Below are 14,422 nucleotides of genomic sequence, written 5' to 3'. Positions count from 1 at the left end.
CTTAATATGTTCCAATTTTTTTCGGAGCATACTTACTGGTAAATGTATTTGGCAGAGCTGAAGGCGATACAAATGTTAATCCAATCAGTTGAGGTTGTATAACATTAGCGTTGCCTGTCCCATAATAATAAGCTTGAAATACTAACTTTGAGCAGTAATTTGGATTTTTTGTTGATGTATAGGTGGTCACACGATAATCGATTTTCTTATTTTTTTCATATTTATGGTTACTATTCCAAAAAATTTTATCCGCATAACTTGCTGCTTTATTCGCTATACTTTTATTGGGGACTCGCCATAACTGGATCCAATAAGCGATATGTTTATCCGGCTTTATTCCCTGTTCACTCTTTCTACCAAATATCCAATTATCCTTACTAAATTGATGATTATTGTTTTTGATTGCTTTCACTGTCCAATTCACAATGTTTCCTCCCCCAGTCATTTCTAAAATATAGTTATCACTCGTTGCAATAGCGGCGTGACCCGTTCCCCCACTATTAACAATCAAAATATCACCTTTCCTAATTGCTTTTTTCAATTTATTCCCATTTGAAGTTTGACTGCCGCGAAGCATGCTACTTGTCTTAGCTTCAGACGGCGAGTGGCCTTCTCCATCTGGAAAAGCCCCGTAATTGGCAATTTCGCCAAACCAGCTCTTATAATCCAATCCAGATCCGACTATATTTTTCATTGCAAAGTAATCTGCCTTCCCTAAGTTATAGTTTTCTTGAAAGGCTTGAAAGGTATACCTATTTGGATTCACTTTCTTTTCACTGATTGCTTTTTGATAAAGCATTTGAACATCATTCGTGGTTGCCTCTGCGGATACATCGCTACTGTCAAAATGGATGAATACGAGGATAGAGATGATGACTGTTATCGTGCTAGCGATTCTTATTTTCATGTTGTCTTCCTCCTTGATGTGTCTATCGATTTAGGTATGTTCATTCATTCTCATTGTATTGTATGCGCTATCATAAGTAAACAGAACGAACTTTTAAAATTTGTTAAAGCTTTCCAAACCTTCATACTAATTACTCATGTTAATAGTTAATTATATTTCTAAAAATACCATTATGCGGTAAACTTTCACTATTTTTAATCATCCCATAAAAAAAGACAACAAATCAAGTGGATTTGCTGTCTCCTTATTTTCTTACGCTCAACTTTTCTCCTTTAACTTGCCAACAAGTGGTTCTTCTGGCTTCGCAAGCAAGGCACGAACATCGTCCAGTTCCACCTCTACATTCCACAAGAGCACACCTTTCAACTCTCCTTCTTGTAAATAAAAGACGATTTTCCCGTTTTCGCGGTCATCGATCACGGTATCAAGCGAGGCATCTAATGCGCCGATCGCCTGCCAAGAAATATCGAAGACGACGGAGTATAAATACGGGGTGTAGGTATAAAGTACGCTTGCTCCCGCCATTGCTTCGCCGACGACTTTACCGGAATTGCGGGCATGATCAACGTGCTCTACGCGTTGTTTTCCTAAAATAGCATCTGGATAAAAAGCAATATCGCCTGCTGCCCAAATATTCGGGTCACTTGTTTGGAATTGTTCATCGACGATCACGCCGTCATCCACTGCCAAACCGCTTTTTTCAGCTAATTCGATGCGTGGTTCTACGCCCAGTCCGATAACAAGTGCGTCTGCACTCAAAACATCTCCGTTATCCAAAGTAACCTGAAGTCCATCATCTGTTTCTTCATACTTGTCTGCTTTTCTGCCAGTCACGATCTCTACGCCATTTTTTTCAAAAGTTTGGTGATATTCGCTAGCCAGTTGATCAGGGAACATGGAACTTCCTAATTTCTCATCGCTAACAACAAGCGTTACCTTTGCGCCATTTTGTACGAGCGCCGCGGCAATCTCTGTTCCGATATACCCTCCACCGACAACGATGAAATGTTTTTGCTCTTTGACAAGCTTGCGTAAATGCCTATAATCAGCAAAAGTACGAAAAGCAATGACACGGTCGCTCGGTTCGCCTTTGATGCGGTTTGGTTCTCCGCCAGTGGCGAGGAGCAACTGCCCATAGCCGATTTTTTCTCCGCTACCAAGTTCGATTTGCTTCGCCTCGCGGTCGATAGCAGTTACTTTTGTTTCCAGTGCGATGTCGGCTCGTGTTTCCTTTTTCGTGTTCAATGGGACTTTATCTTCTGTGAAAGATTCATCGGTCCATAGTTTTTTACTTAGAGCCGGACGTGTATATGGTTCATCCGTATCTGTGGAAAAAATACCGATCGAGCCCTCCTTATCATGTTCTCTAATTCCTCTCGCCGCGTAATCAGCGACCATCCCGCCGCCGACGATCACATATTGATATTCTTTTTGCATGATTGGTTCCCCTCTCTTCTTTAAAATGTGGCTACTGAACCGGAGTCAACGCGATAATTCGACCCGTTGACAAACGAAGCCTTATCCGAACATAGAAAAGTGATGACACTCGCAACTTCTTCTGGTTCTCCTCGGCGCTTCAACGCCATAAACGGCCGTTTTTCATCTAAAAAGGATGCAATGGCTTCTTCTTTTGTTACAGCTAGTTCCTTTTTCCGTTTATCCATCATTGCATCGGTCATAGGAGTGTGGATAAAAGCAGGAGAAACACAGTTCACAAGTAAACCTTCTTTGGCATAGGTCCGCGATAAGCCTTTGGCGAACGCCAAGATCCCGGCTTTTGAACAGCAGTATGGCAGCTCATCATCATATGGCTGCACGCCATCTTCTGAAGCCAACAACACTAATCGACCCCAACCGCCTGCGCGCAAATCTGCTAAAAATTCTCTGACCACTCGTACTGGTCCTAACAGATCCACTTCGATCGTATCGACCCAGCCAGCGTCGTCGATTTCATGGAACAATCCTTGCGCTCCAGTAATACCAGCTGATTGGACCAAGATATCGATCTTCCCGACTTTTTCGGAAATAAATTGATGAAGTGCTTCTAGATCGGACACTTTGGTAATATCCGCAGGGTGGTAAAACACCTTAGCTCCCGAATCAAATTGATCCGCTGCTTCTTTCAAACGCTCTGTTTCTTTATCCGTCAAAATAACGGTCGTTCCCTCTTTTACTAATTGTTTCGCTGTCGCAAGCCCGATTCCTGAATCAGCGCCCGTTACTAAAGCGATTTTCCCTTGTAAACCTAACTCCATGCTGTTTCCTCCTTCTTGGATCGTTTTCATATGGTTACTTTTTCCACTAAAAACAGGGAGGTAAACGTACGCATGCAAAAAAGCCCCTTATTTCGTTTGAAATAAAGGGCTCGCTTTTACTTAGAAACAAGATGGAAATGGTTTTTAGTCTAGCGGTGCTTCTGCCAGCTTTTTCAATAATCGTTTGAACTCCATTTCTTCTTCTGGTGTAAAAACCGAGAAATGCTTCATCATGATCGCACGCTTTTGTTTTTCAATATCCGCAACGAATGCTTGGCCAGCTTCAGTCAGGGATAATTCAATGATCCGCCGATCTTTCGTAGACCGCGAACGCGTGATAAAATCATTTTCGACTAACGCGTCCGTGATCGCTGTGATATGACTCGCCGAAACATCTAGCAGTTTTGCGAGATCAGACGTTTTTGTTACTTGGTTCGCGATCAAGTTTAGGATACGATATTCGCTACCACTCAATTTTTTCTTGAGAACACCTTCGACTTCGTGGCGCATGCTGTTGAAAATTCGTTTCGTTAACGTTTCAATCTCTAAATAGTTTTCCATCGCTACCACCTCATTTTACAAGTTCTTTTGCTTTTTTCAATTGAGGATCTGTTTTTTGCAAGTGTTTTTGGATCGCTTCGATCAATTTCGTTGTGGTCTTTCCAGTTACTTTACCAGTTTGTTCCAAATCATTTTCCGCTTGGAAACGGCTGACCGCATATTGCGTATCTAAGTCATAAAGGCCATCCACTTTGCCGACATTAAAACCAAGGGCTTTTAGATATGTTTCAATGTTTTTGACTTCTTTGCCGAAATCATTGAGTTGATACGTATTCTTAGGAGAAGGAACCGCGCTTGTTGCATAAGCTGGCATCTTCACTTCATAATCTGGTTTGATTCCTTTTTCATGGATCCATTCGCCATCGGGAGTAAGCCATTTAGCGATCGTAAGTTTGATCGTTGAGCCGTCTTCTAGTGGTTCAGCCGTCTGAACGGTTCCTTTACCGAATGATTTTGTCCCTACTAATTTCACATTGCCGGATTCTTTTGCTGCTGCTGCAAGGATCTCCGAAGCGCTGGCACTGCCGCCGTCGATTAGAATCGTTGTCGGAACAGTGACTTTGTAATTGTCATGCTTCGCGCTGTCTGCTGCAATAACTACTTTTTTGCCGTCGCGTGGTTGCTCTTGCACAACGGTCTTGCCATTATCGATGAACAGACTGCTGATGTCGACAGCTTGATCAAGCAGGCCGCCGGGATTGCCTCGTAAATCTAGCACTAAACCTTTCATGCCTTTATCGTCTTGTTCTTTTAATGCCTTTTCCAGCTCATTATAAGTGTTTTCAGAAAATGTGCTGATCGTAATGTGGGCGATCTTGTCTTTGCCCATCGTGCTATAAACCGTTTCTACCGGGATCTTGTCACGAGTGATCGTTAGGTTGAAAGGCTTTTCTTCACCTGGACGCTGGATCACTAAGTCTACTTTTGACCCTTTTTCACCGCGGATCTTTTGCGTTGCTTCGGTTGCCGTATTCCCTTTCAACGCTTTGCCGTTGACTTTAACGATCACATCTTGCGGTTTCAGGCCTGCTTTTTCCGCAGGCGAATTTTTGATTGGCGACACAACGACGATATTACCGTCTTTTTCTTGGATCTCTGCGCCGATACCTTCAAAACTGGAAGAGATCGTATCATCAAATTCCGATGCTTCTTTTTTAGACATAAACGTGGAGTATGGATCATCAAGAGAACCGACCATTCCTTTGATCGCACCATCGATCATTTTGCTGGCACTCGGTTCCTTATAGTATTTTTTAGCGATTTCATCATAAACACTATAGAGCTTCGTAAATTCTTTACGCTCTGGAATGCTTACTTTTACTTGTTTATCCGCACCAAGTGACATGACGATCGTCGTCACCAATGCTGTAACGAAGACAAAAGCAAAAATCAGCATGATAAACGGAAATAATTTTATTTTTATATAGCCTTTTCCAAGCTTTTCATCTTTGTCTTGGGGATTTTCTTCACTCATATTTTCACCGCTTCTTTCTTTAAAAAACTATGCACTATGTATCAAAATTGCATTTAACTCCCTCATTTTACCAGTTTTTAGATAATTTGGGTATCTTTTTGTAGGAATATAAAGAAAAACACTTCTGTCAGTGGATTATTCACTAACAGAAGTGTTCTTTTTATACGATCTCATACCCCGCATCTTCCACTGCTTCCTCCAAAACATCGCCTGTAACAGCTGCTTGTAAATGAAGCTTTGCTGTGCCGGATTCCAAGTCGACCTCAGCGCTCGTCACGCCAGCGACGCCTTCTAATGCACTTTTTACACGAGCGACGCAATGCGCGCATGTCATACCTTCGATTTCTAATACTTTTTCCATCATTCTCTACTTCCTTTCTGATTTCCATTTATATTTTTTAAGGCGAAGGGCATTGCTGACTACAGAAATGGAACTTCCTGCCATCGCAAGACCTGCTACCCATGGTGCTAATAATCCTAGTGCGGCGATCGGAATGCCAGCGCAGTTATAAGCCAATGCCCAGAAAAAATTTTGCTTGATATTACGCATACTAACACGGCTGAGTTCAATGGTTTGCGGAACAAGGGTCACGCGTTCGCCGATCAATGTGACATCGCCAGTTTCGATCGCAATGTCTGTTCCGGTACCGATGCTGATCCCGATATCTGCCCCCGCTAATGCTGGCGCGTCATTGATGCCGTCGCCGACAAAGCCGACCACTTCGCCTTTTTCCTGTAAATGGTTGACTAGCGTTTGCTTCTCTTCCGGCGTCTGTTCACTGTAATAGGTGTCCATGCCAAGCTGTTTGGCCATATTTTGGACGACGATCGTTTGATCTCCAGATGCTAAGATCGTTTTGATTCCTAATGCATGTAATTGGTCGATCGCGTCTTTGGCCTCTTTGCGGACCGTATCGCTCAGTGCGAATGCCCCGGCATATTTTTCACCGATCGCCATTGCGATAACCGTTTTGCCTGCTTGTTCCCAGCTTTGTAATACCGTTTGTTTATCAGCTGGGATCGACGCTGCCGCTTGGATCGTTTTGAGCGAACCAACCACCACTTTCTCGCCGGCTTTCTTCGCATGGATCCCTTTACCAACACGGCTGCGGATTTTTTCGAGGTTCACGGCTGCTTGTACATCCGGATGATGAGCGGTCACGTGTTTGACGATTGCTTTGGCGATTGGATGCTCAGATGTTTGTTCTAACGCAAGAATGTCTGATAAAAAGTCGGCGTCGGCTTGATCTGTCTCACTTACTTGCAGTTTTCCCCCTGTCAACGTCCCAGTTTTGTCAAATACGACTGTCGAGATTTTTGAGGTACGTTCTAAGTGTTCGCCGCCTTTGAATAAAATACCTGTTTCGGCGCCCTTTCCCGTTCCTGCCATGATAGCGGTCGGAGTAGCGAGGCCAAGGGCACAAGGGCAGGCAATAACCAGAACAGCGATCGTTGCTTCTAATGAGCTCCCAAAATCGCCTGTCGCCAGTATCCACACGACAAATGTCAGTGCGGCGATCGCAACGACGATCGGGACGAAAATACCGGAGATCTTATCTGCTAAACGCTGGATCGGTGCTTTGCTGCCTTGCGCCTCTTCTACTAGACGAATGATCGATTCCAAGACCGTTTCTTCCAAGCGTTTGGTCATTTTAGCATCGATGGTACCGTCATAATTGATCGTTCCGCCGATCACTGCATCCCCGACTTTTTTCTCTTCTGGAATTGCTTCGCCTGTAATCATGGATTCATCGACGCTCGTTTCGCCGTGAATGATCTCCGCATCGACGGGGATTTTTTCGCCTGGCAATATACGGACGGTATCACCGACTTTTAATTCATCGATATCGACCTTCACTAAGTTTTCGCCTTGCCAGATCAATGCTTCTTTGGGTTTTAAAGCTAGTAGATTACTGATCGATTCTGTGGTTCGTGAGGTGGCATAAGATTCCAGTAACTTCCCAAGCAAGATCAGCGTGATAAGGGCCGCGCTTGTTTCAAAGTAATAATGCGGCATCGCCATGTGATCAAGCATCGCTAGCACATACATGGCCAAACTGTAAAAGTATGCTGCCGAAGTTCCGAGTGCTACGAGTACATCCATATTTGCCATTTTACCACGAAGCGATTTGTAAGCGCCGTCGTAGAAACGATAACCGATGAAAAATTGAACGATCGTTGCAAGTATCAGCTGCACAGTCGGTGAAACGATCTTCATCGTCTGTTCGGCAAAAGCAGTATGTTCCACAGCTGGGATATGGCCGATCATCGTCAGCAATAATGGGAGTGACAAAACAGCCGAGATAACAAACCGACGTACTTCCTTTCGGTAGTTGGCTGCCAACATGTCGTCTTTCTCTTTTTTGGAAAGTAGCTCCGTTGCATCATAGCCGGCATGCTCCACGATCTCAATCAGTCTTTCTGTCGTCACGACCTCTGGATCATAGTAAACAGCCGCGTTTTCTGTTACTAAATTGACATTGGCTTTTTCGACTCCTTCTGCGCCATTCAATGCTTTTTCCACCCGGGTCGCACAGGCTGCGCAAGTCATGCCAAACACATTTAGATCCTGTCTTTTGGATTCTTCCATGCTTATTCCCTTCTTTCTTATGTCTTCGAAAATTGGCGGATCGCTTGAAGCAGATCGTCCATTGCCTCGCCTTTATCTTCTTCTGTAGTATGTGTCATACAATGTTCCGTATGGTGTTCCAATACTTCGAGTCCTACTTTTTTAAGGGCCTTATTCGCGGCGGATATCTGTACAAGAATATCCGTACAATAGCGATCATCTGCTACCATTTGCTGGATTCCCCGGACTTGGCCTTCGATCCGGCGTAACCGATGTTGGATTTGTTTCGTTGCCTCCTCGTCACGTGGGACGATCGGATGTTTTTTATCCATGCTCACGACCTCCTTTACTTTTTATTATACCCCCCCAAGGTATTTAAGTAAAGAAAAAAACACCGGAAATACCTTCTTCAGGAAAAAACAGTTTGCTAGTTCCGAAGATCCGTATTTGCCGGCGTTCTTTTATTTTTGTAACGCATTTATTTTTTGTTCCAACTCATGAACATGCTCGAAAAATTCTTCCAGCGTCCAATCGTGCTGGTAAATAATTGTGGCAGCATCTTTACCTACATAGCGATAATGCCACGATTCATATTCATACTTCGTAATAGCTTCTTTCCCTTTCATATAGCGCAGGATGAAGCCGAATTTATGGGCATTTTTCATCAGCCACTTGCCTTCTGGCGTTTCTCCAAAGGCAGAAGTGAGTTCGTAGGATTGGCTTTCTGAAGAGATATCCATTGCGAGTCCGGTCTGATGTTCACTGGTTCCTGGGAATGCGACAGCTTCTCGTGCTGCTTTATCGCCTTTGCTGCTAACTTCCGCTTGAAAAACTTGCTGCTGGCGTTTATAGGAGCGATAGCCTGAAACTGCAAACAACGTATGTCCGTCTTGTTGTGCTGCTTGGAACATCTCTTTTAAATGGTCGGCTGCCGTTTTACGCATGTGCGCTTTTTCGATTTTTTGATCTCCAAATGAAAATTTCACATCAGGAACGACTAGATCCGTAGGTGCGTAGGTGGGCTGCAGCGAAAAGTCTTTATTGGCAAGGACGAGTAAATTAGCTTCGTTCTTGATATACGTGATGTCGTTTTTTTCCGTCAGCTTATTTTGTTTAGCAATGAATGGATAGAGCGGATCTTTTTTAAGCGTGGCAAGTTTCTCTTCTTTAGCAGAAGTTTTACTTTCCGTAGCGCTATTTTTTTCTGTCCCTTCCTGCTTGTTCTGGTTATAGTGGCTATTCACTGTCCCGGTGCAGGCGATCATGATCGCGACCGTGATGGAGATGAACGTATTCATAAATCAACAACCTTCCTTACTTCAAAAGCTTATTTTACTGCTGCGTCTAGCGCAACTTCGATCATATCATTAAACGTCGTTTGGCGTTCTTCTGCACTGGTTTCTTCGCCAGTGAAGATATGGTCGCTTACTGTCAAGATCGCCAATGCCTTGCGTCCATATTTATGTGCCAAGGTATAGAGAGCTGCTGCTTCCATTTCGATTCCTAAAATTCCGTAATCTGCTAATTTTTGTTTGTCCAACTCGTCATTGTAGAAACGATCTGAGGAAAAGACATTACCGACTTTCATCGCTAAACCTTTTTCTACGCCTGCATCATAGGCACGTTTCAATAGATCAAAATCGGCAACCGGTGCAAATTCTACGCCCGGGAACGTATTTGTATTGATCTTGGAGTCAGTTGAAGCTGCTTGTGCGATGACAACGTCGCGAACTTTTACATCCTTTTGCATACCGCCCATTGTGCCGACACGGATCAAGTTTTTCACATCATAGCTTTGGATAAGTTCATTCACATAGATAGAGATCGACGGGATCCCCATTCCAGTTCCCATGACAGAGACTTTTTTGCCTTTATATGTACCTGTATAGCCCAACATGCCCCGCACTTGATTAAATAATTTAGGTTCTTCTAAAAAGGTTTCGGCGATATATTTGGCACGTAGTGGATCGCCAGGAAGTAAGATCGTTTCCGCGATTTCGCCTGGTTTTGCTTCAATATGGATACTCATTTAAGTATTCCTCCTCATTTGTGTTTTTCTTCGTCTAACAAATAGCTTTCCCAAAGTTCGTCAAAAATGCGCATGCTTGGCAGGTAAGTTACGTTGAATTCCAAGTAATCGCATAACTGATGATAATTCGTAGACTGTTTCGGAAAGCCATGATCTCGGTAGGCATGCCTTGCAAATTCTGTTTTTTCATCGGATAATTCCGGATCGCGATAGGTCATTAAATAATGATAGAATGATCGGCCCACGGTTATCACCTCTTTCATTGTTTCTGTATTTAATATAGTTGATTTTTCGAAAAAAAGAAAGTTACGATTGGATACTTTCTAAAATTTTTTCACACCATTCATGAGTGGCCAGTGCTTCCTTCATTGGTATAATAGGTTCTTCGCCTGTTTTCACCTGCTCAATAAAAGCAGTGATGATGGATTCAAAGCCCCGTTTGTAGAGCGTCGTATCCCAATCAGGGAAACGGCTAGTCGTTTGTTCGATCCCGACTTTGTGTTTTTTTACATCTAAATTTTGGACGGTCTGCTTCCCAGTCTTGGAAATGACCGTCAGTTCTTCTTCTGCCACGCCGCTATTGCGGTTCATACTGGCAGTGGCTACTTTATTCTTCGTTTGGAACTGTACCGTGATACTTGCCAGCTTTTCCGCTTCCCACTGCGGAATAGCGTGGAATCGTTCGATTGGTTCTGCTAAATGGAACAGCACCGTATCTACTACATGGATGAAATCATCAAAGATAAAATTGCGTGCTTCTGCAGGCTGGTTGGCGCGATTTTTCTGCATCGTGATCATATTGACATCTGCCGTTTCTTTCAAAGCTTGATAAAAAGGGGCAAAACGCCGATTGAAGCCAGTGATCAACGCTACTCCTTTTTTGCTCGCCAACTCTGTCAATTCGCGTGCTTGCTGATAATTATCTGCCAATGGCTTGTCGACATAAGTCGGTACGCCTGCTTCCATCAATTCGCGGACGATCTCCGGATGCGAGACGGTCGCGCTGTGAACAAAAACTGCTTCTACCCCGCTATCGATCAGGCTTTTTACAGAGTCATGCTCCGCAGCAAAGCGATATTTGGCTAATAGTTCCTTACGTTTCACTTCATTGCGCGTGTAAAGGTGCACTTCCACATCACTACGTCCTGCTATCACCGGTAAATAAGCTTTTTGTGCAATACTTCCAAGTCCAATAATTCCTAAACGAAACATTTGCGATCCCTCCATAATAAAAGCTAGAGACCACGATGTGGATCTCCAGCCTTTCTTTTTCATTCAAACAAAATATGATATTCGCCGTATCCTTCTTTTTCCAATTGGTCGATCGGAACAAACCGTAATGCCGCGGAGTTGATGCAATACCTAAGTCCGCCCTTGTCGCGCGGGCCATCAGGGAAAACATGCCCTAGATGTGAATCCGCATCTGTCGAACGAACTTCGGTCCGAATCATCCCAGCTGAGATGTCACGTTTTTCTTGCAGTTCTTCTTCATTGATCGGCTTTGTAAAACTCGGCCAGCCACAGCCGGCGTCATATTGATCCGTTGAGCTGAAAAGCGGCTTCCCGGAAACGATATCGACATAAATACCTTTAGCGGCGTTATCGTAAAACTCATTTTGAAACGGTCTTTCGGTAGCATTTTCTTGTGTCACTTTATATTGTAGGTCTGTTAGCTGTTTCAGTTTATCCTTCTTTTCAGATTCTTCCATAGCTATTCATCCTTTCCAAATGGACTCAATATATTGATCCCGACCAGATGCGCTTCGATAACCTTGATAATGCGCCGGGTTTTTCTTATAAAAATCTTGATGATAATCTTCTGCCGGATAGAAAGTTTCAGCCGGCTCGATTTGAGTGACGATCTCTTTTTTGAAGCGACCGCTGTTTTGTAAAGCTGCTTTGGATTTTTCAGCGATTTCTTTTTGCTTCTCATTATGGTAAAAAATAACAGGACGGTAAGAATCACCGCGATCGACGAACTGTCCGGCACTATCAGTCGGATCAGTTTGCTGCCAGTAAACTTCCACTAGATCTTCATATGGAAACAACTCCGGATCAAATGTGATTTGCACTGCTTCTGTATGTCCGGTCGTTCCGCTGCATACTTCCTCATAAGTTGGATTTACTGTATGTCCACCGGTATAGCCGGAAATGACACTTTCGATCCCAGGAATAGAATCGAACGGTTTGACCATGCACCAAAAACATCCGCCTGCGAATGTTGCTTGTTCGAGATTTTTTTCTGCCATGTTGATTGCCCCCTTATTTAACTGGTACTAAGAGTGTAAACGATATATCATCTTTCTTCAAATCTAGCGTATCGATGCTTACTTTGGTATCACCTTTTAATTTCAATCTCGTCAAGTCCAAGTAGATCTCTTGTTTTTTAGGAATGATCGTTACCCAGTCTGGGAATGTAAAGGACTTGCTGACATAGCGCATGACATAAGAGACCGGCAGTGGCAATGCGCCAACTGACATGTCTTCCAGTTTCAACTGCACATTCCCATCATCGACTACTGTCGGCAAGAAGGAGAGTCTAAGTTCGATCGGATGGTCAAAAAGATGCCCTGTCGCTTTAAAGTAGACTTTATTCCCGACAAAAATATCGTAACCGATATCCTGCTCATTACTGAAATCCTGCAAATAAGTGGCTACTAATTTATTTAGATCCGCTTTAGTAGTCGTGGTATGAAACGGAACGGCTTTTTTGTTGGAGATCAATTTCGCTGGTTCCGGCTCACTTTGCGGACTGAGGATGAAAATAGAAACGAAGATCCATGCCAAAAACACGAGGATGATCCCGATCGTGATCCAAAAAGCTAATTTCCAAGGGTTTCTTTTCCCTTTATTTCGATTTATTCGTTCACTCACTGTTCTAACACCTTTCTATTTTACTGCGTATAATGGGATTTTATTCGCGCGTAATTGTTTGCGAATCGATTTTTCAAGCGCTGTGGCGATTTTTTCATATCCTTTGCGATTCGGGTGGAAATGATCTTTCGCAAGCAGCGGATTTGGTTTGTTCTGCCATTTTTTATCAAAGATTTCGATCTTATCTGCGATCGGTATAAAATGCGCATTCGGAACTGTTTGGAGCGTTTCCTTTGATTTTGCATTCCATGCCGAGATGATTTCTTCAAATTCTTTGATATCGCCGAAATAGGTCGTATATGGATTATAGATACCGACCAGATAGATCGGCGCTCGGCTATTTTCTTTGCGGATCGCCTTCAGCAAGTCTTTCAGTTGTTTTTGAAAATGCTTGTTTCCTGTTGAAAAATCACTCACTTTTGTATTCAGCAACCGGCTTTTTAAAATCTTCATGACGTCATTGCCACCGATCGTGATGGTGATGATATTTGCCTGTTTGACATCTTTTTGGAAATTTGGCTGCGTGTTGAAGCGTTTGCTCAGCTGATCGATCTTGTTGCCCATGACGCCATAGTTTTTTGTGGTTATTTTTGTCACTTGCTTATCTTTCGCCAAGTCTTCCTTGATGATACCGACATAGCCGCCCGCTTTCGTCTCATCACCGATTCCTTCAGTCAGCGAATCGCCCATTGCTACTAAGTGGATGGGTGTTTTTTTCGGGGCTACTTCTTTTTTCAGCGGCTGCTTCCAAAAAGAAAAAGCTATCGCGGCGGCCGCAAATATCAAGATGACTGCCAATAAAACGATGATTGTTCTCTTTTTCAACTTCTTCACTCACTTTACTCGGTATAATACATAACTGCAAAGGCACCTTTTCCGGCATGTGTCGCGATAACCGGGTCTGCAAATGAGATTGGCAATTTCAAGTGATTGATCCATTCTTTGGCACTTGTTTTGAAACTTTCTGCCAGCTGCCAACCATCTGCATGGACGATATCCAATGCAACGATCTTTTCTTTTTCTTCTTTTATTTTGTCTACTAAATACGTAATGATTTTTTTATTGCTGCGTACTTTGGCTTCTTCGGCTAATTCTCCATTGGAAAGCTTTGCGATCAGCTTGATTTGTAGCAAGTTCCCCAAAAGACCTTTCATTTTCCCGACACGTCCGCCTTTGATAAGGTTGTCAAGACTGACCACGACGATATACAGGCTCGTTTTCGCGCGGATTTCGGCAAGTCGTTGTTCGATGGCTGAGACGGTTTCAGTTTTTGCCAATTTTGCTGCTTCGATGACTTGAAAAGCAAGTCCGCGAGCAATGTAATCGGAATCGATCACGGTAATATCACCGCCTACGATCTCACTTGCTTGTCTGGCCGTCGCCACAGTTCCGCTTAGTTTTTCTGTCAAGTGGATGGAGATGATCTGATAGCCTTCTTGCACATACTTTTCGTATAGTTCCACAAATTTGCCGATTGCCGGCTGAGAAGATTTAGGCAATTTTTCGGCATGCTCCATTTTTTCCATAAAGCTCTCGGATTCGATATCTTCCCCAGGTACATACGTCGTGCCGTCTATTTCCACCGTTAGTGGAAGTACGTCAATATTGTATTGCTCTGCTTCCGCTTGTGTGATTTCTGCTGTGGAGTCTGTAATGATTTTAATTTTTGCCATATGCCTTCACATCCATTTCTTTAATTAGCCGTAACATTGTAAAAAATAGTAGTTCCATGCTGACGGAAAATTCAAACCTC

At 43.4% G+C, this 14,422-nt stretch carries 17 protein-coding genes; all 17 read right to left on the bottom strand.

The window, feature by feature from the left end:
* Position 1 precedes the first annotated feature (1 nt).
* Positions 2-907, bottom strand: coding sequence for a hypothetical protein (locus tag EL241_RS04755; RefSeq protein ID WP_126320390.1), 906 nt, complete (start codon positions 905-907; stop codon positions 2-4).
* 258 nt (positions 908-1,165) lie between these two features.
* Positions 1,166-2,344, bottom strand: coding sequence for an NAD(P)/FAD-dependent oxidoreductase (locus EL241_RS04750; protein WP_036106981.1), 1,179 nt, complete (start codon positions 2,342-2,344; stop codon positions 1,166-1,168).
* Between the two features lie 20 nt (positions 2,345-2,364).
* Complete coding sequence (locus EL241_RS04745) at positions 2,365-3,162, bottom strand: SDR family NAD(P)-dependent oxidoreductase (RefSeq protein ID WP_036106982.1); 798 nt, start codon at positions 3,160-3,162, stop codon at positions 2,365-2,367.
* Positions 3,163-3,306: 144 nt separating this feature from the next.
* Positions 3,307-3,723, bottom strand: a complete 417-nt coding sequence (locus EL241_RS04740; RefSeq protein WP_036106985.1) for a MarR family winged helix-turn-helix transcriptional regulator — start codon at positions 3,721-3,723, stop codon at positions 3,307-3,309.
* 10 nt (positions 3,724-3,733) lie between these two features.
* A complete protein-coding gene (locus tag EL241_RS04735) occupies positions 3,734-5,197 on the bottom strand; it encodes a lmo1851 family serine protease (RefSeq protein WP_036106988.1) in 1,464 nt (487 codons plus the stop codon).
* A 160-nt stretch (positions 5,198-5,357) separates the two neighbouring features.
* Complete coding sequence (locus tag EL241_RS04730) at positions 5,358-5,561, bottom strand: heavy-metal-associated domain-containing protein (protein ID WP_036106991.1); 204 nt, start codon at positions 5,559-5,561, stop codon at positions 5,358-5,360.
* A 3-nt stretch (positions 5,562-5,564) separates the two neighbouring features.
* On the bottom strand, positions 5,565-7,787 hold the full coding sequence (locus EL241_RS04725) for a heavy metal translocating P-type ATPase (RefSeq protein WP_126320389.1): 2,223 nt from the start codon (positions 7,785-7,787) through the stop codon (positions 5,565-5,567).
* Positions 7,788-7,804: 17 nt separating this feature from the next.
* Positions 7,805-8,098: a metal-sensing transcriptional repressor gene (locus EL241_RS04720; protein WP_036106994.1), complete on the bottom strand. Its 294-nt coding sequence runs from the start codon at positions 8,096-8,098 to the stop codon at positions 7,805-7,807.
* 129 nt (positions 8,099-8,227) lie between these two features.
* A complete protein-coding gene (locus EL241_RS04715; protein ID WP_003758530.1) occupies positions 8,228-9,064 on the bottom strand; it encodes a M15 family metallopeptidase in 837 nt (278 codons plus the stop codon).
* Between the two features lie 29 nt (positions 9,065-9,093).
* Positions 9,094-9,795, bottom strand: a complete 702-nt coding sequence (deoD, locus tag EL241_RS04710; protein WP_003758528.1) for a purine-nucleoside phosphorylase — start codon at positions 9,793-9,795, stop codon at positions 9,094-9,096.
* Positions 9,796-9,809: 14 nt separating this feature from the next.
* Positions 9,810-10,040, bottom strand: coding sequence for a YozE family protein (locus tag EL241_RS04705; RefSeq protein ID WP_036106997.1), 231 nt, complete (start codon positions 10,038-10,040; stop codon positions 9,810-9,812).
* A 61-nt stretch (positions 10,041-10,101) separates the two neighbouring features.
* Positions 10,102-11,007, bottom strand: a complete 906-nt coding sequence (locus EL241_RS04700) for a Gfo/Idh/MocA family protein (RefSeq protein WP_052009238.1) — start codon at positions 11,005-11,007, stop codon at positions 10,102-10,104.
* A 59-nt stretch (positions 11,008-11,066) separates the two neighbouring features.
* Positions 11,067-11,504 (bottom strand): peptide-methionine (R)-S-oxide reductase MsrB, encoded by a 438-nt coding sequence (msrB, locus tag EL241_RS04695; protein WP_003758523.1) that lies wholly within the window; start codon positions 11,502-11,504, stop codon positions 11,067-11,069.
* Between the two features lie 6 nt (positions 11,505-11,510).
* Positions 11,511-12,044: a peptide-methionine (S)-S-oxide reductase MsrA gene (gene msrA, locus EL241_RS04690; RefSeq protein ID WP_003758520.1), complete on the bottom strand. Its 534-nt coding sequence runs from the start codon at positions 12,042-12,044 to the stop codon at positions 11,511-11,513.
* A gap of 13 nt (positions 12,045-12,057) precedes the next feature.
* Positions 12,058-12,669, bottom strand: coding sequence for a YpmS family protein (locus EL241_RS04685; RefSeq protein WP_003758519.1), 612 nt, complete (start codon positions 12,667-12,669; stop codon positions 12,058-12,060).
* Between the two features lie 15 nt (positions 12,670-12,684).
* Positions 12,685-13,503 carry an SGNH/GDSL hydrolase family protein gene (locus EL241_RS04680; protein ID WP_036107005.1) on the bottom strand — a complete coding sequence of 273 codons (819 nt, stop codon included), beginning with the start codon at positions 13,501-13,503 and terminating at the stop codon, positions 12,685-12,687.
* 5 nt (positions 13,504-13,508) lie between these two features.
* Positions 13,509-14,342: a DegV family protein gene (locus EL241_RS04675; RefSeq protein WP_126320387.1), complete on the bottom strand. Its 834-nt coding sequence runs from the start codon at positions 14,340-14,342 to the stop codon at positions 13,509-13,511.
* Positions 14,343-14,422 lie beyond the last annotated feature (80 nt).

It is taken from the genome of Listeria grayi (assembly GCF_900638015.1).
GTDB classification, from domain to species: Bacteria; Bacillota; Bacilli; order Lactobacillales; family Listeriaceae; genus Listeria; species Listeria grayi.
The sequence above is the reverse complement of the archived record's forward strand: the minus strand, read 5'-3'. Positions and strand labels throughout refer to the sequence as shown.

What these genes read in the sequence shown, in the direction of transcription:
- EL241_RS04700 (WP_052009238.1), bottom strand. Translation starts at nt 11,007, where the DNA reads ATGTTTCGTTTAGGAATTATTGGACTTGGAAGTATTGCACAAAAAGCT.
- EL241_RS04715 (WP_003758530.1), bottom strand. Translation starts at nt 9,064, where the DNA reads ATGAATACGTTCATCTCCATCACGGTCGCGATCATGATCGCCTGCACC.
- msrA (WP_003758520.1), bottom strand. Translation starts at nt 12,044, where the DNA reads ATGGCAGAAAAAAATCTCGAACAAGCAACATTCGCAGGCGGATGTTTT.
- EL241_RS04720 (WP_036106994.1), bottom strand. Translation starts at nt 8,098, where the DNA reads ATGGATAAAAAACATCCGATCGTCCCACGTGACGAGGAGGCAACGAAA.
- EL241_RS04750 (WP_036106981.1), bottom strand. Translation starts at nt 2,344, where the DNA reads ATGCAAAAAGAATATCAATATGTGATCGTCGGCGGCGGGATGGTCGCT.
- EL241_RS04755 (WP_126320390.1), bottom strand. Translation starts at nt 907, where the DNA reads ATGAAAATAAGAATCGCTAGCACGATAACAGTCATCATCTCTATCCTC.
- EL241_RS04730 (WP_036106991.1), bottom strand. Translation starts at nt 5,561, where the DNA reads ATGATGGAAAAAGTATTAGAAATCGAAGGTATGACATGCGCGCATTGC.
- deoD (WP_003758528.1), bottom strand. Translation starts at nt 9,795, where the DNA reads ATGAGTATCCATATTGAAGCAAAACCAGGCGAAATCGCGGAAACGATC.
- EL241_RS04740 (WP_036106985.1), bottom strand. Translation starts at nt 3,723, where the DNA reads ATGGAAAACTATTTAGAGATTGAAACGTTAACGAAACGAATTTTCAAC.
- EL241_RS04675 (WP_126320387.1), bottom strand. Translation starts at nt 14,342, where the DNA reads ATGGCAAAAATTAAAATCATTACAGACTCCACAGCAGAAATCACACAA.
- msrB (WP_003758523.1), bottom strand. Translation starts at nt 11,504, where the DNA reads ATGGAAGAATCTGAAAAGAAGGATAAACTGAAACAGCTAACAGACCTA.
- EL241_RS04735 (WP_036106988.1), bottom strand. Translation starts at nt 5,197, where the DNA reads ATGAGTGAAGAAAATCCCCAAGACAAAGATGAAAAGCTTGGAAAAGGC.
- EL241_RS04725 (WP_126320389.1), bottom strand. Translation starts at nt 7,787, where the DNA reads ATGGAAGAATCCAAAAGACAGGATCTAAATGTGTTTGGCATGACTTGC.
- EL241_RS04745 (WP_036106982.1), bottom strand. Translation starts at nt 3,162, where the DNA reads ATGGAGTTAGGTTTACAAGGGAAAATCGCTTTAGTAACGGGCGCTGAT.